This window comes from Roseococcus sp. YIM B11640 (assembly GCF_049727625.1).
GTDB lineage: Bacteria > Pseudomonadota > Alphaproteobacteria > Acetobacterales > Acetobacteraceae > Roseococcus.
On sequence record NZ_JBBJOZ010000001.1, the window covers coordinates 1,086,299 to 1,109,048 of the forward strand.

The 22,750-nt window shown below is 69.5% G+C and carries 27 protein-coding genes; 13 read left to right on the forward strand and 14 right to left on the reverse strand.

All coding sequences use genetic code 11. From position 1 onward, the window contains the following. Positions 1–53: 53 nt before the first annotated feature. Entirely contained in the window at positions 54–701 is a 648-nt protein-coding gene (nth, locus tag WJM96_RS05520; protein ID WP_424811430.1) for an endonuclease III, read from the reverse strand. Positions 702–801: 100 nt separating this feature from the next. Here nth and WJM96_RS05525 point away from each other — a divergent pair, with 100 nt between their 5' ends. The 3 genes from WJM96_RS05525 (at position 802) to gshB (ending at position 3,850) form a co-directional block, all read left to right on the forward strand. Continuing rightward, positions 802–1,284, forward strand: coding sequence for a DUF2244 domain-containing protein (locus WJM96_RS05525; protein ID WP_424811431.1), 483 nt, complete (start codon positions 802–804; stop codon positions 1,282–1,284). 33 nt (positions 1,285–1,317) lie between these two features. Beyond that, positions 1,318–2,841, forward strand: a complete 1,524-nt coding sequence (gpmI, locus tag WJM96_RS05530) for a 2,3-bisphosphoglycerate-independent phosphoglycerate mutase (protein ID WP_424811432.1) — start codon at positions 1,318–1,320, stop codon at positions 2,839–2,841. Positions 2,842–2,902: 61 nt separating this feature from the next. Next, on the forward strand, positions 2,903–3,850 hold the full coding sequence (gshB, locus tag WJM96_RS05535) for a glutathione synthase (protein ID WP_424811433.1): 948 nt from the start codon (positions 2,903–2,905) through the stop codon (positions 3,848–3,850). Here the strand turns inward: gshB and WJM96_RS05540 are convergent, their stop codons facing one another. The 9 genes from WJM96_RS05540 to WJM96_RS05580 form a co-directional block, all read right to left on the reverse strand. Further along, positions 3,851–4,723: an alpha/beta fold hydrolase gene (locus WJM96_RS05540; RefSeq protein ID WP_424811434.1), complete on the reverse strand. Its 873-nt coding sequence runs from the start codon at positions 4,721–4,723 to the stop codon at positions 3,851–3,853. A gap of 52 nt (positions 4,724–4,775) precedes the next feature. Further along, complete coding sequence (locus WJM96_RS05545) at positions 4,776–5,666, reverse strand: PhzF family phenazine biosynthesis protein (RefSeq protein WP_424811435.1); 891 nt, start codon at positions 5,664–5,666, stop codon at positions 4,776–4,778. Positions 5,667–5,735: 69 nt separating this feature from the next. Then, complete coding sequence (locus WJM96_RS05550) at positions 5,736–6,548, reverse strand: exodeoxyribonuclease III (protein WP_424811436.1); 813 nt, start codon at positions 6,546–6,548, stop codon at positions 5,736–5,738. Beyond that, positions 6,545–7,231: a fumarylacetoacetate hydrolase family protein gene (locus WJM96_RS05555; protein WP_424811437.1), complete on the reverse strand. Its 687-nt coding sequence runs from the start codon at positions 7,229–7,231 to the stop codon at positions 6,545–6,547. Before WJM96_RS05555 ends, WJM96_RS05550 begins: the two co-directional genes overlap by 4 nt. 292 nt (positions 7,232–7,523) lie before the next feature. Next, positions 7,524–8,297, reverse strand: coding sequence for a gamma-glutamyl-gamma-aminobutyrate hydrolase family protein (locus tag WJM96_RS05560; RefSeq protein WP_424811438.1), 774 nt, complete (start codon positions 8,295–8,297; stop codon positions 7,524–7,526). Between the two features lie 61 nt (positions 8,298–8,358). Further along, positions 8,359–8,973, reverse strand: coding sequence for a LolA family protein (locus WJM96_RS05565; RefSeq protein ID WP_424811439.1), 615 nt, complete (start codon positions 8,971–8,973; stop codon positions 8,359–8,361). A 95-nt stretch (positions 8,974–9,068) separates the two neighbouring features. Beyond that, positions 9,069–9,728 (reverse strand): hypothetical protein, encoded by a 660-nt coding sequence (locus WJM96_RS05570; RefSeq protein ID WP_424811440.1) that lies wholly within the window; start codon positions 9,726–9,728, stop codon positions 9,069–9,071. Between the two features lie 147 nt (positions 9,729–9,875). Next, positions 9,876–10,640, reverse strand: a complete 765-nt coding sequence (locus WJM96_RS05575) for a TorF family putative porin (RefSeq protein WP_424811441.1) — start codon at positions 10,638–10,640, stop codon at positions 9,876–9,878. Between the two features lie 158 nt (positions 10,641–10,798). Beyond that, a complete protein-coding gene (locus WJM96_RS05580) occupies positions 10,799–11,092 on the reverse strand; it encodes a hypothetical protein (protein WP_424811442.1) in 294 nt (97 codons plus the stop codon). A 119-nt stretch (positions 11,093–11,211) separates the two neighbouring features. On the opposite strand from WJM96_RS05580, the gene WJM96_RS05585 reads away from it, so the two are divergent. The 4 genes from WJM96_RS05585 to mdoH all read left to right on the forward strand — a co-directional run bounded on the left by WJM96_RS05585 (position 11,212) and on the right by mdoH (position 15,066). Then, a complete protein-coding gene (locus WJM96_RS05585) occupies positions 11,212–11,844 on the forward strand; it encodes a ribonuclease HII (RefSeq protein ID WP_424811443.1) in 633 nt (210 codons plus the stop codon). Positions 11,845–11,956: 112 nt separating this feature from the next. Next, the gene (locus WJM96_RS05590) at positions 11,957–13,039 is read left to right on the forward strand and encodes a site-specific DNA-methyltransferase (RefSeq protein ID WP_424811444.1); all 1,083 of its coding nucleotides are present in this window, start codon (positions 11,957–11,959) and stop codon (positions 13,037–13,039) included. A gap of 142 nt (positions 13,040–13,181) precedes the next feature. Next, entirely contained in the window at positions 13,182–13,313 is a 132-nt protein-coding gene (locus tag WJM96_RS05595) for a hypothetical protein (protein WP_424811445.1), read from the forward strand. 82 nt (positions 13,314–13,395) lie between these two features. Next, on the forward strand, positions 13,396–15,066 hold the full coding sequence (mdoH, locus tag WJM96_RS05600; RefSeq protein WP_424811446.1) for a glucans biosynthesis glucosyltransferase MdoH: 1,671 nt from the start codon (positions 13,396–13,398) through the stop codon (positions 15,064–15,066). Here mdoH and WJM96_RS05605 read toward each other — a convergent pair. Genes WJM96_RS05605 through WJM96_RS05615 form a run of 3 tightly spaced genes read right to left on the reverse strand, consistent with a single transcriptional unit; the run spans position 15,030 to position 17,319 of the window. After that, positions 15,030–15,773 (reverse strand): FkbM family methyltransferase, encoded by a 744-nt coding sequence (locus WJM96_RS05605; RefSeq protein WP_424811447.1) that lies wholly within the window; start codon positions 15,771–15,773, stop codon positions 15,030–15,032. The genes mdoH and WJM96_RS05605 overlap by 37 nt on opposite strands. After that, positions 15,770–16,663, reverse strand: coding sequence for a VOC family protein (locus WJM96_RS05610; protein ID WP_424811448.1), 894 nt, complete (start codon positions 16,661–16,663; stop codon positions 15,770–15,772). Before WJM96_RS05610 ends, WJM96_RS05605 begins: the two co-directional genes overlap by 4 nt. Before the next feature lie 2 nt (positions 16,664–16,665). Further along, the gene (locus WJM96_RS05615; RefSeq protein WP_424811449.1) at positions 16,666–17,319 is read right to left on the reverse strand and encodes a glutathione S-transferase; all 654 of its coding nucleotides are present in this window, start codon (positions 17,317–17,319) and stop codon (positions 16,666–16,668) included. A gap of 105 nt (positions 17,320–17,424) precedes the next feature. On the opposite strand from WJM96_RS05615, the gene WJM96_RS05620 reads away from it, so the two are divergent. Together WJM96_RS05620 and WJM96_RS05625 are read left to right on the forward strand one after the other, a co-directional pair. After that, complete coding sequence (locus WJM96_RS05620; protein ID WP_424811450.1) at positions 17,425–18,621, forward strand: murein hydrolase activator EnvC family protein; 1,197 nt, start codon at positions 17,425–17,427, stop codon at positions 18,619–18,621. Positions 18,622–18,672: 51 nt separating this feature from the next. Further along, entirely contained in the window at positions 18,673–19,140 is a 468-nt protein-coding gene (locus WJM96_RS05625; protein ID WP_424811451.1) for a GlcG/HbpS family heme-binding protein, read from the forward strand. A gap of 142 nt (positions 19,141–19,282) precedes the next feature. On the opposite strand, the gene WJM96_RS05630 is transcribed toward WJM96_RS05625, so the two are convergent. Further along, positions 19,283–19,930, reverse strand: coding sequence for a S24 family peptidase (locus WJM96_RS05630; protein WP_424811452.1), 648 nt, complete (start codon positions 19,928–19,930; stop codon positions 19,283–19,285). Positions 19,931–20,061: 131 nt separating this feature from the next. On the opposite strand from WJM96_RS05630, the gene WJM96_RS05635 reads away from it, so the two are divergent. From WJM96_RS05635 to WJM96_RS05650, 4 genes are all read left to right on the forward strand, one after another. After that, complete coding sequence (locus WJM96_RS05635; protein WP_424811453.1) at positions 20,062–20,496, forward strand: hypothetical protein; 435 nt, start codon at positions 20,062–20,064, stop codon at positions 20,494–20,496. Beyond that, positions 20,493–20,930 carry a hypothetical protein gene (locus WJM96_RS05640; protein WP_424811454.1) on the forward strand — a complete coding sequence of 146 codons (438 nt, stop codon included), beginning with the start codon at positions 20,493–20,495 and terminating at the stop codon, positions 20,928–20,930. The genes WJM96_RS05635 and WJM96_RS05640 overlap by 4 nt, the downstream gene beginning before the upstream one ends. A 147-nt stretch (positions 20,931–21,077) precedes the next feature. Continuing rightward, positions 21,078–21,323 carry a hypothetical protein gene (locus WJM96_RS05645; protein WP_424811455.1) on the forward strand — a complete coding sequence of 82 codons (246 nt, stop codon included), beginning with the start codon at positions 21,078–21,080 and terminating at the stop codon, positions 21,321–21,323. A gap of 5 nt (positions 21,324–21,328) precedes the next feature. After that, positions 21,329–22,744, forward strand: a complete 1,416-nt coding sequence (locus WJM96_RS05650; protein ID WP_424811456.1) for a portal protein — start codon at positions 21,329–21,331, stop codon at positions 22,742–22,744. Positions 22,745–22,750: the final 6 nt, after the last annotated feature.

Genomic DNA, 22,750 nt, shown 5'->3' on the forward strand with positions numbered 1-22,750 from the left:
TCTCCGTCTCATTCATTCCAATTCATGAAAATAACGCCGAAACCGCCTCGCGGCTACCGGACCGGGGGATGCATTACCTTGTCGCGGTAGTTGCAGAAGGCGCGCGCGTTGCAGCGCCAGCATTCGGGCATCCGCGCCTTGCAGATGTAGCGCCCGTGCAGGATCAGCCAGTGATGCGCGTCGCGAAGCAACTCGGGCGGGATGCGCTTCACCAGCCCGTCCTCGACCTCGCGCACATTCTTGCCGGGCGCGAGCCCGGTTCGGTTGCCCAGGCGGAAGATATGCGTGTCCACCGCCATGGTGGCCTCGCCGAACATCACGTTGAGCACGACATTGGCCGTCTTGCGGCCGACGCCCGGCAGGGCCTCCAGCGAGGCACGGTCGCGCGGGACTTCGCCGCCATGCTTCTCCACCAGCATCGCCGAGAGCGCCGCGACGTTCCGCGCCTTGCCCTGCCAGAGCCCGATGCGGCGGATGAGCTGGCCGATCCCCTCGGCGCCCAGCGCCGCCATGGCGGCCGGGTTGGGCGCCGCGGCGAAGAGGGCGGGCGTCACCTTGTTCACCATGGCATCCGTCGCCTGGGCCGACATCACGACGGCGACGAGAAGGGTGAAGGCGTCGGTGTAGAGGAGCTCCGTCTCCGGCTCCGGATTCTCGGCGGCGATGGCGCGGATGAAGTTGCCCGCCTGCTCGCGGGACATGAGGCGCGCGCGCCGCGGCTCGGTGGCGGAACCGTGGAGGGGCCGAGGGGTCGGGGACTTGGGTGTTTTCACGCTGCCCGACATCCTATCTGATGGGGGCATGGCCGAAACCCCCACGCTCTTCGAGGCCCGCTCGGCGCCGCTCGCCAGCCTGGACGCGCGGGGCTTCCGATTGCTGGCTGGGCTCATGCTGCTGGCCTTCACCTTCAGCGGGACGGTGGTGACGCTGATGGGCGCCTGGCCCGTGATGGCCTTCGGCGCCGTCGAGACGGGGTTGGTCATCGCGCTGCTCGCCTTCTACCGCTGGCGGGCCCAGGGCAGCCGCGAGACGGTGACGCTCATGGAAGGCCGCCTCACCATTCGCCGGCGCGACGGGAAGGAGCGGGTGGAGAAGTCCTTCGATCCCTTCTGGGCCCGGCTCCACTGGCAGGGGGAGAAGCTTTTCATCGGCCAGCGGCGGGATCTGGTGGAGATCGGCCGCTTCCTCTCGGCCGAGGAGCGGCAGGATTTCGCCAGCTGCCTCGAACAAGTGCTGCGCCGCTACCGCGAGCCGGTTTTCGACAATCCGCAATTGCGGGATTAAACCGGTCCGGCTCACTGGAATTACAGGACCATCATGCCCGCACCGCGCCCCGTCATGCTCGTGATTCTCGATGGCTGGGGCTGGCGGGAGGAAAGGGCGGACAACGCGGTCCTGCAGGCGAGAACCCCAAATTTCGACCGGCTCTGGGCTTCGTGCCCGCATGCCTTCCTGAAGCCCTCGGGCCATGATGTGGGCCTGCCGGACGGCCAGATGGGCAATAGCGAGGTCGGCCACCTGAACATCGGCGCCGGCCGCGTGGTGATGCAGGACCTGCCGCGCATCGACACCGCGATCGAGGACGGCTCGATGGCCCAGGCCGCTCCGCTCCGGGACTTCATCGCGAAGATGAAGGCCAGCGGCGGCACGGCGCATCTGCTGGGCCTCGTCTCCGGCGGCGGGGTGCACAGCCACCAGCGCCACGCGGCGGCCCTGGCGAAGATCCTGGCTGGCGCCGGCATTCCCGTGGCCGTGCACGCGCTGACCGACGGGCGCGACACGCCGCCCCGCTCGGCGCCGGATTTCGTGGCGAAGCTGGAGGCGGAGCTGCCCGCCGGCGCGCGCATCGCCACCGTCATCGGCCGCTACTTCGCGATGGACCGCGACAACCGCTGGGAGCGCGTCTCCAAGGCCTGGGCCGCCATCGCACTGGGCCAGGGGGAGGCGACGGCGCCGGACGCACAGGCCGCCATCGCCGCTGCCCATGCGAAGGATGTGACCGACGAGTTCATCCCCGCCACTGTCATTGGCGGCTATGCCGGCATGAACGACGGCGACGGCCTGCTCTGCTTCAATTTCCGCGCCGACCGCGTGCGCGAGATCCTGGACGCGCTGCTAGACCCCGGCTTCCAGGGCTTCACCCGGCCGAAGGTCGTGAAGCTCGCCGCCGCGCTCGGCATGACGCAGTACTCGCGCGAGCTCGACCTGCTGCTGGGCACGATCTTCCCGCCGCAATCCATGGCGGACATTCTGGGCTCGGTCGTCAGCCAAGCCGGAAAGAAGCAGCTGCGCATGGCGGAGACCGAGAAGTACCCCCACGTCACCTACTTCCTGAACGGCGGCGAGGAGACTCCCTTCCCAGGCGAGTCGCGCATCATGGTCGCCTCGCCCAAGGTCGCGACCTACGACCTCCAGCCCGAGATGAGCGCGCCGGAACTGACCGAGAACGCCGTCGCGGCCATCAGGTCCGGCGAGCAGGACCTGATCGTGCTGAACTTCGCCAATGCCGACATGGTGGGGCATTCGGGCATCCTGGCCGCCGCCATCAAGGCGTGCGAGGCGGTGGACCAGGGCCTCGGCGCGATCGCCGATGCCATCCAGGCGGCCGGCGGCGCGCTGCTCTTCACGGCCGACCACGGCAATGCCGAGCTGATGAAGGACCCGGTCACGGGCGGGCCGCACACCGCCCACACGACCAACCCGGTGCCGGTGGTGCTGATGGGCGGGCCGGCGGGTGCCACGCTGCATGACGGGCGGCTCGCGGACCTGGCGCCGACCCTGCTGCAGCTCATGGGGCTCGCGCAGCCGGCGGCGATGACGGGGAAATCCCTGATCGACTGAGCGACAGTTGGCGTTCGCGGGAGGCCATGCCACATCTCCGGGACCGTTTCGGAGGAAGAGCATGGCGTTGCGCGTGGCGGTCCAGATGGACCCGATGGAGAGCATCGGCATCGATGGCGACAGCACCTTCGCCCTGATGCTGGAGGCGCAGGCCCGCGGGCACGCGCTCTGGCACTATCACGTGAAGCATCTCTCCATGAATGCCGGGCGCGTGCTGGCGCACGCCCATCCGGTCGAGGTGCGGCGGGAGCGGGGCAACCACTTCACCTTCGGGCCGCCCGTCGAGCTCGACCTCTCGAAGGATGTGGACGTGGTGCTGATGCGCCAGGACCCGCCCTTCGACATGGCCTATATCACGGCCACGCACATCCTCGAGCACATCCACCCGAAGACGCTGGTGGTGAATGACCCGGCCAGCGTGCGCAACGCGCCCGAGAAGCTCTTCGTCCTGAAGTTCCAGGACCTGATGCCCGAGACGCTCGTCTCCTCCGACCTGCGGGAGATCTCGAAGTTCCGGCAGAAGCACGGCGACATCATCGTGAAGCCGCTCTTCGGCAATGGCGGCGCGGGCGTGTTCCACCTGCGTCCGGACGACAGCAACCTGAACTCGCTGCTGGAGATGTTCACCGAACGCTCGCGTGAGCCGCTAATGGTGCAGAAGTACCTGCCCAGCGTGCGCCAGGGCGACAAGCGCGTGATCCTGGTGGACGGCGTGGCCATGGGCGGCATCAACCGGGTCCCGGCCGAGGGCGAGGCGCGCAGCAATATGCATGTCGGCGGCCGGCCGGAGAAGACCGTCCTGACCGACCGCGAGCGCGAGATCTGCGAGCGGATCGGGCCGGAGCTGAAGGCGCGCGGCCTGATCTTCGTGGGCATCGACGTGATCGGCGGCCACCTGACCGAGATCAACGTGACATCGCCGACCGGCCTGCAGGAGCTGGCGCGCTTCGACGGCGTTCATCTCGAAAAGGCGATCTGGGACGCCATCGAGGAAAAGAAGGGCGCCTGATCAGGCGCGCGCCGGATTCGCCTGCAGGAAGGCGAGCAGGGCCTCGCGGAACTCGGGCGTGCCGGGCGCGCTGCCATGGCTGGCGCCGGGGATGGTGACCAGCCGCAGGGACGGCATGGCCGCCTTCAGCCGCTCGAAATCACGCAGGTAAGGGTCGGCCGTGCCGACGATGCCGAGCACGGGCACCGGTACCGCGGCCAGGCGTTCGAGCGGCACCACCTGGTCGGGGTTGGAACGCCGCACGGCCGCCAAAGCGCGCGGATCCTGCCCGGCGAGGCGTCGTTCGGAATCGGCGCGGATCTCGGCCTCGCTCGGTGGCGGCCGGTCGCGCGGCCACAGGCGCATGAACTGCGAGCGCAGCAGGCCCTGATCCATCTCGGCGGATTCGACATCGACGCGCTGCTGGTCCTCGGGCGTCCATCCCAGCCGTCCGGCGGCGCCGCCCAGGGTCAGCGTCAGGAAGCGCTGAGGCTCGGTGGTGGCGAGCTGCGCCACGATATGCGCGCCCATCGAGTAGCCGACGATATGCGCCTTCGCGATGCCGAGATGCTCCATGAGGCGAGAGATGTCGCGCCCCATCTCGGGGCCGTATTGCGCGCGGTCATGCGGCTTGCCGCTCTGCCCATGGCCCCGGGCATCGAGGGCCATGGTGCGGTACTTGGCGGCCAAGGCGGGGAACACGCCCGTCTGCACCCATTGGCGCTCGGTGTTCACCGTGTAGCCGTGGATGAGGATGACAGGCTCGCCGCTGCCTTCCTCCAGGAAGCGAATCGGCACGCCCGCGCTGTCGAATTGACGATCCTGCGGGGTGGCCAATGCCGGTGCGGGCAAGCTGGCGCATAGCCCGAGCGCGGTCAGGGTGCGGCGGCGCATGTCGTTCCTCCGGTTTCGTTCCGGGAAGGGAAGCACGCGCCCCCGCTTGCCCTCAAGGAAGGGTGACGGAACCCTCGAACATCGGCACGCAGCCGCCGCCTACGGTGGCGCGGATGCCCGCTGCCGTGCGGCGCGCCGTCGCATGGAGGAAGCTCGGCCGGCCCATCTCGACGCCCTGCGTGATCTCCCAGGCGCCGCTTTCCGCGCCGCTCAGATGCAGCAGGAATCCCGCAAGCGGCGTGGCGGCGCTGCCCGTCGCCGGGTCCTCCCAGGTGCCTGCGAGCGGCGAGAACATGCGCGTGCGCAGCCCCGCGCCGTCGGTCCGGTAGAGATAGAGCGAGAGCTTGCCGCCGAGCTCCGGCGTGGTCTCCACCGCGCGGCGGAAGGCCGGAAGGTCCGGCGTGGCGGCGGCCATCGCCTCGGGCGTCACCTCGAAGATCAGGCGCGGGTTGCCGCCGTCGCTGGCGAGCTGCGGCATGTGGCGCGCCGTCACCACGCCTGAGGGCGAAATTCCTGCGCAGGCGGCCGCGACCTCGACGGGCATGGTGGAGCCGAGCTTCAGCGCCTGCGGCGCCGCGACGGTGGCGCGGGTCACCGCACCCGCGGCATCGCGCTCCAGGCGGATCTCCACGAGGCCCGCGATCTCCTCGAAGCGCAGGATGTTGTCCTTCGCGCGGTCGGCCAGCACGAAGGCGGTGCCGACATTGGGGTGGCCGGCGAAGGGCATCTCGGCCGTGCGATGGAAGATGCGGACACGCGCCGTGTTCGCCGCATCGGCGGCGGGCAGGACGAAGGTCGTCTCGCTATAGTTCATCTCGGCAGCGAGCGACTGCATCTCGTCGTCGCGCATGCCGCGCGCGTCGGGGAAGACGGCGAGCTGGTTGCCGCCGAAGCGCTGGTTGGTGAAGACGTCGAGGGTGACGTAGCGGAAGGTTCGGCTCATGGCGGCCAGCCTAGCCAGACGATCAGCGCCGCGCGCCGACCGCCTTCGCATGGCTCGGCCGCCGCGGCGTCATAGCGCGAGCTCGACCAGCACCGGCACGTGGTCGCTCGCCCGCTCCCAGCCGCGCGCGGGCTTGAGGATCTGGTGACGCACCAGCTTGTCCTTGAGGTCCGGGCTCACCCAGATGTGGTCCAGCCGGCGGCCGCGATCCGCGGCCTCCCAGTCCTTCGCGCGGTAGGACCACCACGTGTAGAGCTTCTGGTCCGCCGGCACGAAATGGCGCAGCGCATCGACCCATTCGGCCGCGTTCTGCCATTTCGTCAGCGCCTCGACCTCGATGGGCGTGTGCGAGACGACGGTGAGCAGCTGCTTGTGCGACCAGACGTCGTGCTCCAGCGGCGCGATATTGAGGTCGCCCACCAGGATGGAACGCTTCGCCGTCCCCTGCGCCTGGAACCAGGCCGTGGCTTCGGCCACGAAATCGAGCTTGTGGCCGAACTTCACGTTCAGCTCGCGGTCGGGAATGTCGCCGCCGGCGGGGACGTAGAAATCGTGCAGGTCGATGGGCCCGCCCGGCGCGTCGAGCGTCACGCCGACATGCCGGCAGTCGCCCTTCATGCACCAGTCGGGATCGTTCGCGCGGTGGGTGAACGGGATGCGCGAGAGGATCGCGACCCCGTTGTAGCCCTTCATCCCACGCGCGGCGACGTGCTCGAAGCCGAGCTCCCGGATGCCCTCATGCGGAAAGAGCTCGTCCGGGCACTTCGTCTCCTGCAGGCAGAGCACGTCCGGCCGCAACACTGCATCCAGCTCCCGCAGCAGCGGAAGCCGGAGGCGGACGGAGTTGATGTTCCAGGTCGCGACCCGGAGCGAACGACTCATACGATCTTGGTCTTCACCTCGCCGACGCCCTCGACGAAGCCTTCGAGCACGTCACCCTTCACCACGGCGGCCACGCCCTCGGGCGTGCCGGTCATGATGAGGTCGCCCGGGGCGAGCTCGACCAGCTCGGAGAGGTTCGCGATCACCTCGGGAACCGACCAGATCAGCTTGGAGAGGTCGGAGGTCTGCACGACCTTGCCGTTCACCTTCAGCTCGATCTTGCCCTTGGAGGGGTCGACGCCGGCGGCGGGCTTGATGGCGCCCATAGGGGCGGAGAGGTCGAAGCCCTTGCCCATGTCCCAGGGGCGGCCGGTCTTCTTCGCCTCGTTCTGGAGGTCGCGGCGGGTCATGTCGAGGCCGGCGCAATAGCCCCAGACATGGCTCAGCGCATCGGCGATGGCGATGTTCTTGCCGCCTTTGCCGATGGCGACCACCAGCTCCATTTCGTGGTGGAGGGATTTGGTCATGCTCGGGTACGGCATGTCGGCGCCGTTGATCACCAGCGCGTCGAAGGGCTTGGTGAAGTAGAAGGGCGGCTCGCGCGTCGGGTCGCTGCCCATCTCGATCGCGTGCTCGGCGTAGTTGCGGCCGACGCAGAAGATGCGGCGCACGGGGAACAACTGGCCGCTGCCTTGGACCGGCACGGAGGAGGTGGCAGGCGGGGTGATCACGTAATCGGGCACGGGACGCTCCTGATTGGTCGCGATCCCGTCTAATCCAGAAGCGGCGAAAGGGAAATCGGGGCGCTTTTCCGGCTTGACCCGGCTTCGCGACGGGTGACAGCTTTCCGTCCGCAGCGGGCCAAAATGAAAAGCGCCCGACCAGGGGGGTGGTCGGGCGCCCATTCATATTTCCGATCGGAAATGGTCGGGCGAGCCGATTAGGGGGAACCGACGCGTCCACCGGGGGAGAAGCCTCCTCCGGCACGATTATTATAGCGCGGCCTTAATCTCGACGCAAAGCGTATTCGTGGGCCTATTCAGCCGCGCGTGGCGCATACCTCTCCTGCGACCACGCGATGCAGGCCTCCCCGAATCGCTCGAAGATGCTGCGGCTGAAGCGGTCGCGCTCCCAATCGTATTCCGGGTGCCATTGCACGCCCCAGGCGAAGCCGCGGGCGTCCTTGACGCGTACTGCCTCCACTGTCCCGTCCGGCGCCCAGCCCATCGCCTGGAGCCGCGGCGCCAAGCGCTGGACGCCCTGGTTGTGCAGCGAGTTCACGGGCACGAGGCTCGCGCCGGCCAGTTCATGCAGCATGCCTTCCTCGGCGAGGCGCACGCCATGGGCCTTGCCCGTGCGGACGGCCGGGATCGGCTGGTCGGAGGGCGTGGAATGATCCATGCGGCTCGGCAGGTCCTGGATGCGCTGGTCCAGGCTCCCGCCGAGAGCGACGTTCAACTCCTGCATGCCACGGCAGATCGCGAGCAGCGGGACGCCCAGCTGGATGGCCGCGCGGATCAGCGGCAGCGTCGTCGCGTCGCGCTGCTGGTCCTCGGGCGTGCCGTCGGCATGGGCCGGTCCGGCATAATGGCCGGGCCAGACATTGCTGCGGCTGCCCGTGAGGATCAGCCCGTCGAGTCGCGGCAGGATTTCGGGAACAAGCGCTTCCCCGGCGGCGGGAAGCAGGACGGGAACACCTCCCACCGGTCCCAGCACGACGCGCACATAGCTGTCGGAAGCAGCATGGTTGGGCGTGTTGAAGATGCCGAATGGCTTCACGCAGCAGGAGATACCGATCAGCGGTCTCATAAAGGCAACAAACCAAGCCGTTGCGGCGGATTCAAGGCGAGAAACATCGAGTTACGACAAATTATCGGCGGCCCTGCTCGAGCTGCTCCAGAAAGCGCGGATCGTTGAAGGCAAACAGCATCGGATCGAAGCGGCCGCCGACCTCGACCTGGGTGAGCGTGACGCGGGTCGAGCGGCCCTGCGCGTCCACCACCACCCACTGGCGCAGCGCCATCGGCTGGTCGTCCAGGATGAGCTGGATCTGACCCTCGGCGGCGCGGCCGGTGCGGTGGACGGTCACGCTGACAAGCCCGCCCTGGCGCTGGACATTGGCGACAGTCACATCACCCGAAAGGCGCAGCGGGCTTCGCAGCAGCACGCCGAGGGGCGTGGAGTTCAGCGGCACGATGGAGGGCTGCCGCAACTCGCGGTCGAAATGGAAAAACTGGCCGTCGGCGGCGATGAGCAGGGTCGGTTCGGGCGAATCGTATTCGAACCGCATGCGCGAAGGGCGCCAGATCCAGGCCGTTCCCTCAGCCGAGCCGCCGCCCTGTGCGATCTGCAGGAAGCGGGCGCGCAGGGTGGTGAGCTGGTTGAAATAGGCCTCGACCCGGCCGATCACCTCGGACTGACTTTGGGCGGAGAGGCTGCCCGGCAGGAGCAGGGCAGGGGCGGCAAGAAGGCTTCGGCGATCCATTCCCTTGTTGTGGTCCCGCGACATGGCCAAGGAAAGGGCATGGACGTTTTTTGTGCCGCCCGGCCCGGGGTGGTGCCCCGGACCGGGCTGGCGCATCAGGGCTTCGCCACGCCCGGCGGCGGGATAGCCGTGCCGCGCGGCAAGGCGCCGGCGGGCGCACCCGGCATGCCGGGCACGCCGGCTGGCATCTGGAAGGCCTGGTAGCCGGCCGGGCGCTGGAAGCGCGCGGCGTCCTGCGGGCCGAAGGTCACGGCGGTGGCCTCGATCTGCGCGCCCTGGGCGTCACCCGAGAGCGATTCGGCACGCAGCATCACGCCGTCCGAGGTGATGCAGGCGCGCGAGCTGCGGCCCTGGTCCTCCACCCGCCAGAGGGTGCAGTCCGTATTGGCGATGCGTGCCGTGCCCTCACGGGTGAAGCGCGCGGAGGCGCCCGGCATCATGTTGCCCGTGGGAAGCTGCCCACGCGGCAGGTCCATCACCATGCGCTGGGCCTCCATCACCATGAAGCCGGAGCCGCCGCCGTCCCGCGGGTTCACGACGGCCCAGCCCTGGCCGCCCGGCATGTCCATGCGCATGAGGCCGCTGGAGGCCTGCCAGGACATGCGCATCTCATGCCCCTGCGTGCCGGCGGGCCCGCCGGCCATGCGGTAGGTGACGGCGACATCGCGCGTGGGGGTGATGGCGGGGCGATCCTGCGCCAGCGCGGGTGTCGCGGTGAGCCCGGCAAGCAGGGCGGCGTAGATCGTATGACGCATGACTTGGCATCCTTATTTGGCGCGGGTGCCAACCTCGGACGGATGCCGGGGCACGGTCAATGCTCATGCTCCGAAATGAAACGGCGCGCCCCCGGGGAGGGAGCGCGCCGTTTGAGGCGACCGCCCGAAGGCGGCCGGACCCCGTGATCAGAACTTGAAGGTCAGGTAGCCCATGGCGCGCGCGTTGCAGATGTCCTGCGCGGTGCCATAGATGCAGTCGCTGCGGCTGATCGAGGTGTCGTAGTAGCCGACGCTCGCGGTGATGGTGCCGATGTTGGGGATCGCGAAGTCGCGGGACACGGCGATCGACCACCAGGCGTAGTCGGGCGTGCCGAAGCGCACGTTGCGCTCGATCCACTGGTAACCGATGCGGCCGCCGAGGGTCACGTCCCAGATGCCCGTCTTCCAGTCCGCGCCGCCTTCCAGATACACGCCGGTGCCGGACTGGCCGAAGTAGTTGGGCGAGACGTTGATGGCGCCGAGCAGGTTGACCGGGCCGATCTCACGCGTCGCCTTGAGGTAGCCCTCGAAGAAATCGAGATTGTAGGTGCCAGGGGCGCGGCTGTAGCCGGGATACAGGTAGCCCTGGACGCCGACGTCGAAGTTGAAGTCGGCGAGGCTGAAACGGAAGCCGCCGAAGACGTCCACCTCCTGCCGCGCGTCGGTGTAGGCGAAGCGGACGTTCGAGATGAAGCCGCCGACGTAGAAGCCACTGGCGTGCGCCAGCTCAACCGAACTCTGGTAGGCAATGCGCGAACGGGTCTGGCTGATGCCGCGGAACAGGTAGTCCGACGCCACCGTGCCGGTGATGGTCGCGGTTAATCCCGTCTCCCCGATGGCGACCTGGGCCTGGGCCGGGGCGCCGAGCGAGAGGCCGGCGGCCGCCGTGAGGGCAAGGAGAAGTTTGCGCATGGAACGTTCGGACCTTTTGCTGAGGATGGACGTCGCTGAAACAATTTAACGACGGCCGTCGCGCGGCATCCAGCCCCATCGACTATAAAGAAGGCATAATGTGACGAAATCGCCACATGATTGGCCGGATCAATTCAAACTGGTCAAAAAATAGGCGATTAGACCCGAAGATCGAGGAGCGAGCCGCGCGGGAGCGGCTTAGTGGGGGCGGCCGGAACGGCCTCCAGCCGGCGCAGCGCCACCTGTTCCGCTTGCATAGTGCCGGACGACGTGGCGCGAGCGGCCGCGACGTCACCGGGCGGCCGCGAGCGGGCGATCTCAAGCTGTGAGACGGATGCGGTGCTGATCATGCGCAGCACCTTCCAGCCAAGGCGTGAAGAAGGCGTAAAGGCCGGCCGCCCGAAGCGGCGAGACGACGGAAAGGCCTGCGCCAGGATCTGGTTCATCAGCATGGCCGAAAGCATCTGGCACGGGGCCGTTAACCTTCCAGCAACTTATGGCTGTATTTCGTTGACGGATCCGGGCGGGCGAATCTCTCGCCTCCGTCCCGGCGCTGCGGCATAAGCCGGGAATGCCCGATTTCACCCTCGAAGCCTCAATGGGCGGCCTTGTGGCCGGGGTGGACGAGGCTGGGCGCGGTCCGCTCGCTGGGCCGGTCATGGCCGCGGCCGTGGTCTTCCTTCGGCCCTGCCCGCCGGAACTGGCGGAGCTACTGGACGATTCCAAGCGCCTGGTGGAGGCGGCGCGTCTGCGCGCGGCGGCCGCACTGCGCGCTGCCGCCGCCGAAGGGGCGGTCGCCATCGCGCTCGGCGCCGCTTCCGCCCGGGAGATCGGTGAGCTCAATATTCTGCACGCCACCATGCTCGCTATGCGGCGCGCCGTCCTGCGGCTGGGCGTCGCGCCGCGGGTCGCGCTGGTGGACGGCAATCGCGCTCCGAAGTTGCCCTGCCGGGTGGAATGCGTGGTCGGAGGCGATGGGTTGAGCCTCTCCATCGCCGCGGCCTCGATCATGGCCAAGACGGTCCGGGACGCGGGCATGGGGAAGCTCTGCCTCCGCTGGCCTCAATACGGCTTCGGCCAGCATGCGGGCTACGCCACGCCGGCCCATCGGGCCGCCTTGCTGCGTCACGGGCCCTGCCCGCATCACAGGCGTGGCTTCCGGCCGGTGGACGATCTGCTCCAGGGAGTGCTTCTCGCCTCCTGAGTCGCCGGTGCCACGCCGGCGGGGAAAGCCGCCCGTCCGTGGCTGATGTGGTTGACGGCTCGACTCGCCGCCACGCATTGTCGCCCTCCGATTCGCGAAGGAAAACCGACCCTTGGGCGCTGGCCTCGACGTTCCTCTCGACAAGATTCTGGTGGGGGACTGCATCGAGACGCTGCGCGCCCTGCCGCCGGCATCCGTGCATGCGGTCTTTGCTGACCCGCCCTACAACCTGCAACTCCGCGGCAATCTTCACCGGCCGGACCATAGCCTCGTGGATGCCGTGGACGACGAGTGGGACCGTTTCGCGGATTTCGCGACCTATGACGCCTTCACGCGCGAATGGCTGACGGAATGCCGCCGCGTGCTCCGCAAGGACGGAACGCTCTGGCTCATCGGCAGCTATCACAATATTTTCCGGCTCGGCACCGCCCTGCAGGATCTGGGCTTCTGGATCCTGAACGACGTGATCTGGCGCAAGGCCAATCCGATGCCGAATTTCCGTGGCCGCCGCTTCACCAACGCTCATGAGACGCTGATCTGGGCGGCGCGCGGGCAGGAGGCGAAGTACCGTTTCAACTACGCGCAGATGAAGGCGCTGAACGACGACCTGCAGATGCGCAGCGACTGGTTCATCCCGCTTTGCACCGGCAACGAGCGCCTGCGCGACGAGGCCGGCAACAAGGTTCACCCGACCCAGAAGCCCGAGGCGCTTCTGCATCGCGTGCTGCTGTCGTGCACGCAGCGGGGCGATGTCGTGCTGGACCCCTTCCTCGGTTCGGGCACCACGGCAGCGGTGGCCAAGCGCCTGGGCCGGCGCTTCATCGGTATCGAGCGTGACCCGACCTATGCCGCGGCCGCGCGCCGGCGCCTCGAGACCATCGAGCCCGTCTCGGACGAGGTCGCTTCCGCGACGCCCATCAAGCGCGAGCAGCCACGCGTTCCGTTCGGCAGCCTGGTGGAGCGCGGAATGGTCGCTGCGGGCGCCACCTTGTCGGACCGGCATCGGCGCTGGGCCGCGACCGTTATGGCGGATGGCTCCCTGACTTGCGGGTCCGCCCGCGGATCCATTCACGCCGTGGGGGCTGCGGTACAGGAAGCCCCTTCCTGCAACGGCTGGACCTTCTGGCATCTGGTCCAAGCGGACGGCACGCTCAGGTTGCTGGATAGTTTCCGGGCCGAGATGAGCGCCACGTAAGAAACCGGGACTTCGTCTTATTTTGGATACTTATTCTTAAAAATATACAAAACGTCGAATCTTCACAATTATAGGTTTCATTTCTGGCCGAGGTGCGGCTAGATGCGCCCCAGCACAACCTGCTGGCGTAAGGAAATTGAGAATGTCTCAGCGTTATGAGCCGATGCGTGGTGGTGACTTCGCTCTCGCGGCCCTCCGTTTTGTCCTGCTCGCCGTGTCGGCGGGCTTGGTCGGCGTGCTTGCCCATGTGGCCTGGAAAGTGATTTCCGGCTGATTTCCGGCGCGGGCGGGAATTTCCCGCCCACGCTCGTGGACCGGCCGTGTGCGGCAAGGCGTTTCCCCCTATGCAGGGTGGCATGCTCGCCCGACGAACAGCGGCCCTCCTCCTTGGCATCCTGGGTTGCGCGACCCTGCTTTCCGGCCTCTGGCATTTGCTGGCGGCGGATGGCGTGACCGCGCTGGACCTGGCCTTTCTCGCGGCGATCGCCTTGTTGGCGCCCTGGATGGCGCTGGCCTCCGTCAATGCGTGGCTGGGCCTCGCCATCCTGTTCTGCGTGCCGGATCCGGCGGCCCATGTAGCGCCGCCTCTGCGAAGCCCGGCGCGCGGCATTCCCCGGGGGCGCACCGCGGTGGCGGTCTGCCTGCGGCACGAGCCTATGGGCTCCGTCCGCCGCAATCTCGCGCCCTTGCTGGCCGGCTTGCCGCCTGGCCTCTTCGACTTCTGGCTCCTGTCCGACTCGCAGGACGCCGCTTTCCAGGCCGAGGAAGCAGCGGCGGCAGAGGGTCTGTCCGCCGAGCACCCCACGCAGCGTATCCGCCTGCGCCGCCGGACCAGCCGTGCCGGCTTCAAGGCCGGCAATGTCATGGATTTCCTGGACGGCGAGGGGAAGGACTACACCTATCTCCTCTGCCTGGATGCGGATTCGGAGATGAGCGCGGACGCGGTTTGGCGCCTGCTCCGCGCCATGGAGGGCTCGCCCCGCGTCGCGATCATGCAGCAGCTTATCGCCGGACGGCCGGTCGTCGCGGCTTTCCCGCGCCTGTTCCAGTTCGGCATGCGGGCCGGGATGCGGGCCTGGGCCACGGGGCAGGGCTGGTGGCAGGGGCCGCAGGGACCCTTCTGGGGCCACAACGCCCTGATCCGCATCGCACCGTTCCGCGAGCACGGGCGGTTGGAAGCGTTGCCTGATGGCTCGACCATCCTGAGTCATGACCAGGTCGAGGCTGCACGGCTGCACAGCGCGGGCTGGGAAGTCTGGTGCGTGCCGGAGGAGCAGGGGAGCCTCGAGGGCAATCCGCCCGCCCTGCCGGAATTCATGGCGCGCGACCTCCGCTGGGCCGAGGGCAACATGCAATACGCGGCGCTCATCGGCCTGCCGGGGCTGAGTGCGATGGCGCGCGCACAGCTGCTGCAGGCCATGTTGCTCTTCACCTGCGCGCCGGTCTGGGTGCTGGCCTTCGTGTTGGCGGCTGCGATCGCGGCCACCGGCGGGTTCGCGATGATCCCCGGCGCCATGCTGGCGGCGGCGATGCTGGCGCTGTGGTTGGCGCAGCACGCGCCGAAGCTGGGGGGCTATGCACAGCTGCTCGTCCAGGGGCGAGAGGCCGCGCGATATGGCGGGCGCCGTGCGGTGCTGGCCGGGGCCGCAGCGGAGATCACCTTCACCACCTTGTTCTCACCCATCAGCAACTTCAACAAGGCGCGGTTCCTGCTGGCGCTTCCCTTCGGCGCGAGCCGCGGCTGGCAGCCGCAGAATCGCGATGGGCATGGCGTCTCCTGGCGCGATGCGGCGCGGCTGCTCTGGCCGCATACGCTGGCGGGGGTCGCGGCGTTCCTGTTTCTGGGCGTGACGGCGCCCTGGGCCATCGGCTTCGCGATCCCCTGGGCGGGCGGGCTGGTGGTCGCGATCCCCTTCTGCGTCCTCACCGCCTCACCACGCTTCGGGCAATGGCTGGCGGCGCGCGGAATCGCCGCGACGCCAGAAGAGGTTCAGGCGGCGAGCCGCGAGGGTTCGGTGCTGCCGTAAACATCGCCGCTATTCGCCTCGGCCGGCAGCGCGAGCAGCCAGTCCCGCATCTCTCGAGCCGGGACAGCGGCGGGGAAGATCCAGCGCATGCTCTCGCCCAGGCAGGCGTTGAAGCCGGGGTGGCCGAGTGCTGTCATGCGGTCGAGCGCCGCGCAGGCGACGTCGCGCTGGATGGTGGTGAACTCGAAGGAGAGCGCGCGCGGTGCGGTGGAGAGCCCGGCCAGCACTTCCGCCTCCCATCCCTCCACGTCGATTTTCACGAAATGCGGCATGCCGTGCCGCGCGATCAGCGCATCCAGCGTGGTGCGAGGCAGAGTGATCTCGCGGTCCCAGCGCTGGCCCTCCCAGCCGACCGCGCCCTCGGCGGCGGCGATGAAGGCATCGCTCGCGGTAGCTACCGTGGGATTGGCGCTGTTGAGGCGCAGCGTCGCCTTGCCCTCGCTGGCGCCGATGAGCGTGGACTCCAGCGTGAAGCCCGGCGCGCCCCGGAACAGCAGGCGCAGCGCGCGGGCCAGGCGGGGCTGCGGCTCGACCGCGACGACGCGTGCGCCCAGGCGCAGGAAGCTTGCCGCGCGGTCGCCGACGTGGCTGCCGATATCGAAGCCCAGCTCGCCGCCCGCGAGGAAGCGGCGGTGGAATTCATCGAGCGCCGGGCGCCGCTCCGGCGCGTGGTAGAGCCGGAGGCTGCGCCCGATCGCCGAGCTCAAGGGTGGAAGACCAGCGCGGCCCCCGCCGCATGCGAGGGCGGGACCATCAGCGCGCCGTCCGCGAGCTCCTGGAGCGGCAGCTTGCCGAGCAGAGCGCGCACGGCGGCATTCCCGTCCGAGGTCTGCACGTAGATGCCCGCCATGAAGGGCAGGGCGGGGATGGCGACGCCGGGGAAGGTGCCGGGCAGGTCCCCGGGCGAGAGGATGGCGACGCGCGTCTCCATCGCCGGCGCCTCCGGCCCCGCGACGCGTGCGCCGCCTGGGAAGCGCAGCAGGAAGCCGCCTTCCTGGCGCGGCTCCAGCACCAGTCCCGTCAGCTTGGAGAGGCGCGCGGCGCTGGAGGCGGCATCGGCGCTCACCAGCACCATTTCCGTCAGCGCATCGGCCTTGTTCGCATGCCCCATCCAGCGCGGCTGCCAGACCAGCTCGGGCGTCACGTGCTGGATGAGCTGCAGGCGTCCCTCGGGTGCGTCCGGGTAGGGCAGGCGGGAGAATTTCGCGATGGGTCCGCCAGCCTCCACTGGGCGCTGAAGATGCGCGACGCCGGCGATCTCGATGCCGCCGCGCCGCATGCGCGCGAGGTTCGCCTCCGCATCGTCCATGCCGAGCGCGAGGATGTGCAGCCCCTCGTAGCGGTCCGAGAACTTGCCGACATCATTGTCGAACAGTCCCGGCTCCAGGATGCCCAGCAGTTCGATATAGCCGTGGCGCAGGAAGGCGCAGCGATTGCCGCTGCCGTAGAGCTCCACGGGGCCCCCGGGCGTGCGGCGGCCCGATTGCTGCGCGATGGGCGAGAGCGCGAAGCCCAGCGCCTCGAAGGCGTCCGTCATCGGCGTCAGCGCGCGCGCGCAGATGCCGACATGGTCCAGGGCGAGAGCGGTGCTGGCCATGCTCAGGCGATATCCTCGTATTTGGGCAGCAGCCATTCGGCGGGCTCGCCGCGCGCCTCGTCGTACCATTGCGTGACGAGCGGATGCGCGCGTACGGCGTCGATATAGCGTCGGCTCGCCGCGGAGAGCTCGGGTTGCCAGGTGAGGAAGCGTGCGCAGACCGGCGCGAACATCACATCGGCATTGGTGAATTCGGCGCCGAAGAGGAAGGGGCCGCCATATTGGCCGAGGCATTCGGCCCACAGGCTTTCGATGCGCGAGATATCGGCCAGCGCCCCCTCGGTGCGGCCCCGGCCGGGGAACTCGCGGCCCACATTCATGGGCATGGCCATGCGCAGCTCGCGAAAGCCCGCATGCATCTCCGACGCCACGCTGCGCGCATGGGCGCGTGCGGCGGTATCGGATGGCCACAGCTTCGGCGCGATCTCGGCGCAGTATTCGCAAATGGACAGGCTCTCCCACACGCGGGCGCCGCGATGCTCGAGATAGGGCACGAAGCCGGCGGGCGTCGCCGCCTTGATCGCGGGCGTGCTTCCGCCCGCGAGCGGAATGACCGTGACCTCGACATCGAGCTTCGCGAGCGTGACGGGCAGCCAGCCGCGCAGCGACCAGGACGAATAGCGGCGATTGCCGATGACGAGGCGGCCTTCGGCCATGTGGGCGTATCCCTGAAGCGACTCGCGCAATTTGCCATGGCGCGGCGGATCGCGAAATCACCGGAAAGGGTGGCGGCACCCCCGGGGCTCGGATTACCTCGTGCTGTGATTCGCGCTCTCGCCCTGCTCGTCGCCGTGGCGGTGCCCGTCATGGGGCCGGCCTCGGCGCAGGATCCCGCCGCGGCCCGCCGTGCGGCGGAGGCCGAGCGCGCGGCCGCGATCCGCGCTGCAGAGCAGGCGCAGGAAGCGGCCACGCAGGAAGCACGCCTGGCCGCCGAGCGCGTGGCCGGCGCCGCCCGCGTGCAGCAGGCCGAGCGCGAGGCCGAGGACGCGACCGAGCGCGTGGAAGCGGCCCGCCGCGGCGCCGAGGAAGCGCGGGCGGAACAGCAGCGCCTCGCCGCCGAGATCGCGCCGCTCATTCCCATGCTTATGCGTATCGCGACGCAGCCGGCGCCGCTGCTGCTGGCCGCGCCACTCTCGCCCGAGGAGGTGATGCTCAGCCTCGGCGCGATCCGCATGACTCTGCGCGAGGCGCGCGAAAAGGCGGCGCTGCTGCGCGAGAGCGAGGCGCGCGCGACGCGGGAGGCGGTCGTGCTCATGCGCGAGCAGCGGCGGTTGGCCCAGGCCCGCGCGCAGGCCGAGCAGGCTTCCGTGGCGCTGGATGCCCAGCTCATCGCCGCGCGGCAGGTGCTGGCCGAGCGCAACGCCGCCGAACGCCAGGCGGCCAGCCGTGCGGAGGCCGCCGTGCGCCGCGCGCGCAGCCTCGAGGAGGCACTGGCCCGGCTGGAGCGCGAACAGGCGGAAGAGGCCCGCCGCGAGGCCGAGGAAGCGAAGCGCGAGGCCGAGCGGGCTCGCCAGCGCGCCGCCGCCACGGCAACCGCCGCCGCAACGTCGCGCCCGGTTCCCCAGCCCGCGCCGCGAGCCACCGCGGAGCCCGCGAGCGGAATGCCGGTTGCCGGCCAGCTCATCCGCGAATTCAACGCGCCGGGCGAGGGCGGGCCGGCGCGCGGGCTCACCTTCGCGGCGCAGCCGGGCGCGCGCGTGACGGCGCCCTGCGGCGGCAGCGTGGCCTTCGCCGCGCCCTTCCGCAGCTATGGTCGCATGGTGATCCTGGATTGCGGCGGCGGGCAGCACCTCGTCCTCGCCGGGATGGACCGGCTGGACGTCAGTGGCGGCCAGCGCGTGCGCGCGGGCGAACCGGTGGGCGTGCTGCCCGGCACGAACCGCCCCACGCTCTATGTCGAGCTCCGGCGGCGCGGCGAGGCGGTGGATCCGCGCCCCTGGTTGCGGGCGGGCGCTTGACGTGAGGGCAGGGGCGGGCCATCGCGGGTGGCTCAGTACAAGGAACAGTCCATGCCGCAGCCCGCACACCCCGCCGCCGTGAACGGCCTCACCCTCGCGCAGGCCGAGAAGATCGCCGATGCGGCGCTGGCCAAGGGGCGCGAACTCGGGCTGCTGCCGCTTTGCGTGCAGGTGCTGGACGCGGGTGGGCATGTGAAGGTGACCAAGCGCGAGGACGGGGCGAGCCTCGGCCGGCCCGAGGTCGCGATGGGCAAGGCCTACGGCGCGCTGGCCATGGGCTTCGGCACGCGCGAGCTGGCGCGCCGCGCCCAGGCCATGCCGGGTTTCACGAATGCGTTGTCGGACCTGACGGGCGGCCGCGCCGTGCCGGTTCCGGGCGGCGTGCTGGTGCGCGATGCGAACAACGTGCTGCTGGGCGCGGTGGGCATCTCGGGCGACGCCTCGGTGAAGGATGAAGAAGCTTGCATCGCGGGCATCGAAGCGGCGGGCCTCGTCGCGGACCACGGCGACCCGGCCTAAACGCAAGATTCCTAGGTCATAACGGCGCCGAAGCTGACGGCGAATACCGGACGGCGCGGACGCGGCCGACCTTCGGGTTGGCGCCGCCTCCGCGCGAAGGCGAGCGTGCCGAACGCGCGCCCGGTGCCTGAGGGCGCCAGAATTATTGGCTTGCCCACAAGATCCGATGCACCCAGGCGACGTCCGGGAGCTCGAAGCTGTAGTCCGGATGGGCCGGATTCAGGCTTGAGAGTTCGATCCGCTTGGCGCTCTGCCGCTTGAGCTCCTTGGCCATCACCTCGCCCAGGCGCGTGCGGACTACCACGCGGTCGCCGCGGCGCACGGGCGCGGCCGGCGAGACGATCACGAGATCGCCGTCGCGGAACACCGGTTCCATGGATTCGCCCGAGATCTCGAGCGCATAGGCGTTCGGGTCGCTGATGTCGGGCAGGCTGATCTCGTCCCAGCTGCCGCCCACCGGGAAGCCGCCATCGTCGAAGAAGCCCTCACCCCCGGCCTGTGCGAGGCCGATGAGGGGAATGCGCCGCGAGGGCCGCGTGCCGCGGCCGCTCGGCAGTGCTGCCTGGCCCGAAACCAGGGCCGCGAAGCCCTCGATACCCGCACCCGTTGCCTGCAGCACCTTCGCCACACTTTCCGTGGAAGGCCAGCGCGCGCGCCCATCCGGACCGATGCGTTTCGAGGGGTTGAAGGCCGTGGGGTCTAGCCCCGCGCGCCTGGCGAGGCCACTGGCCGAAAGCCCGTTCTCGGCCGCGAGCGAGTCGATCGCCCGCCAGATGTCATCGTGACGCATGCATACAAGATCATAGGTGTTCCGTCCGAGTGCAATAGGAAAAAGTTGCTTTATCTGCTTGTCGCTCCTGCAACCTCCGGTTATGTTCTCGTTATGTTCTCATTTCTGTTCCCCCCAGGAGCCTAACCGGAATGCATGCCTCTCCCCGTTCCTCCGCCGCCCCCATCCTCGCCGCCATGACCAAGGCGGAGCCTTTCGCCTCGGCCGACGAGGCCTGGTTCTGGACCATGTCCGCGTTGGTCGCGCGGCGCGACGGCGCGCGTTTCGCGGCCGGCAAGGGCAGCGTCGTCCGCCCCTGCGAGCCAGACGATGTGGTGAAATGCCTCGACCGCCTGTACCGCCAGCGTCGCATCGAACTCGCGCATGCGCGGGTCATGCGGATCTGGGGCGAGCGGGGCTCCGCGCCCTCGCCGCGCTACCCGCGCGAGCGGGGGGATTACCGCCTCTGGCGGGAAGCGATGAACCGGCTGGAATGGCCTTTGCGGGTGAAGGGAATCGTCGCCGGCGTCCCGGCCGTGCCGGAGGAAGGCGCCGAAATCGTGCCGTTCCCCGGCTCCCTCGCATGACATCCGCGACGCCGGTGGCCCGGCCGGGTCACCGCCGGCCCGCGAGCGGGCAGCGGGCCTGGATCGTCTTCGTGGGCCGCGCCGACCACCTTTGGCAGCGGCTGTTGCGGCCTGGATTCCGGCACTGCTTCGCGGCCCTGGAGGACTCGCGGGGCTGGTCGGTGCTGGACCCGATGACGGGCCGACTGCTGCTGGCCCGGCTCGATGTTCCGGCGGGCTATGACCTGCCGGGCTTCTATCGCCGCGCCGGGCTTCTCCCGGTGGGGCCGTTCGTGGTTCCCGAGAGCGTGGGCGGCTGGGGGTTCGGCGTCCTGCCGCTCAACTGCGTATCCGTATGCCGGGCGGTACTCGGCCGTTCCGCGCCGATGGCATGGACTCCGCACGGGCTTTTCCGGGGTCTCCGGAAAATCGAGAAACTAGGAATTTATTCTTGACGTGCGCCGGAGGTTCCGCTACAAACACCTTCATCAAGGGGCGATTTGCGCCTTGAGCTTCTCCTCCCCTCCCCAACTCGATCGGCCTGCCGGAACCCCTCCGGCGGGCCGTTTTTTCTTCCGGCCCGCCCAAGGAGTCGCCCGCGCATGGCATCCCTCTTCCGCGCCCCCAAGCCCGTGGTCGTCGCGCCCCCGAAGGCCCAGACGGCCGTCACGCAGCAGGTGGCCGCGGCCAATACCGACGCCGCCGAGAAGTCGGCCGCCGAAGAGGCCCGGGTCGAGTCCCGCAACCGTGCCCGCTCCGGCATCGTGGGCACCATCGCGACCTCCGCGCGCGGCGTGCTGAGCGACCCGGCCATCCTGACCACCCGCAAGTCGCTCCTCGGCGAGTGAGGCCCATGACCCCGAAGCAGATCCTCGCGCGCCACGACGGCGCGCTGGCCCGGCGCCGCCCGCATGAGGCCGGCTGGGCCGATGCCTATTCCCATGTGCTGCCTTCGCCGGGCGAGGCCGCGAGCCTCTTCGACGCGACGGCGGCCGATGCGGCGGAACAGCTCGCCGCCTCGCTGCTGGCCGAGCTGACGCCGCCCTGGTCGCGCTGGTTCGGCCTGGCGCCCGCGCGTGCCGCCGCCGATGCCTCGCCCGAGCAGGCAGCCGCGCTCGAGGATGTGGCGGGCATCCTGCAGTCCCATCTCGACCGCTCGAACTTCGCCGTCGAGATGCACCAGGCCTTCCTCGACCTGGTCATCACCGGCACGGGCGTGATGCTGGTGGAGGAAGCACCCCCTGGTGAGACCTCTGCCCTGCGGTTCAGCGGCGTGCCGGTCCGCACGGCCATCCTGGAGGAGGGCGCTTCCGGGCGGCTCGACACCGTGTTCCGTGAGATGCGCCTCACCGTCGCCGAGCTGCTGCGCCGCTTCCCCTTCGCCGAGCTGCCCCGCGAGATCGAGCGGGAGGCGGCGCAGACCGAGGGCAATCCGCCACGCCACCGCGTGATCGAGGCGGTATGGCCCGACGCTGGCGGCCACCGCTACGCCGCCGTGCTGGATCTGCCGGAGCCGGCGTTGCTGGCCCAGGGCCGCTTCGCCGACGCACCCTTCATCGCGTTCCGCTGGCTGAAGGCGCCCGGCGAGATCTACGGCCGCGGCCCCGTCATCAAGGCGCTGCCCGATATCCGTACCGCCAACCGCGTGGTTGAGCTGGTGCTGAAGAACGCCTCCATCGCCGCGACCGGCATCTGGCAGGCCGAGGATGACGGGGTGCTCAACCCTGCCACCGTGCAGCTCACGCCCGGGGCGATCATCCCCAAGGCGCCGGGCAGCGCGGGCCTCACGCCGCTCGCGGCGCCGGGCAGCTTCGACGTCTCGCAGCTCGTGCTGAACGACCTGCGGGCGCGCATCCGCGGCGCCCTGCTGGCGGACCGCCTGGCCACGCCGCGCGATGCCCGCATGACGGCGACCGAGGTGCTGGAGCGCAGCGCCGAAACCGCGCGGCTGCTCGGCGCCACCTATGGCCGGCTGCAGTCGGAGCTGCTGACGCCGCTTGTCTCGCGCTGCCTCGGAATCCTCGCCCGGCGCGGCGAGATCCCGCCCGTGCTGCTCGACCATGGCGCCGTCGCGCTGCGCTACGAGAGTCCACTGGCGCGCGTGCAGGGCCGCGCCGATGCGGCGAACACGCTGCTCTTCCTCGATGCCGTCGCGCGCATGGGCGCTGCGGCGCAGGAGGTGGTCGATGTGCCGGCCTCCGCGCGCTGGCTCGCCCGCACCCTCGGCGCGCCTGCCGAGATCCTCGTTCCCGTCGCCAACCCGGAGTGATCCCCC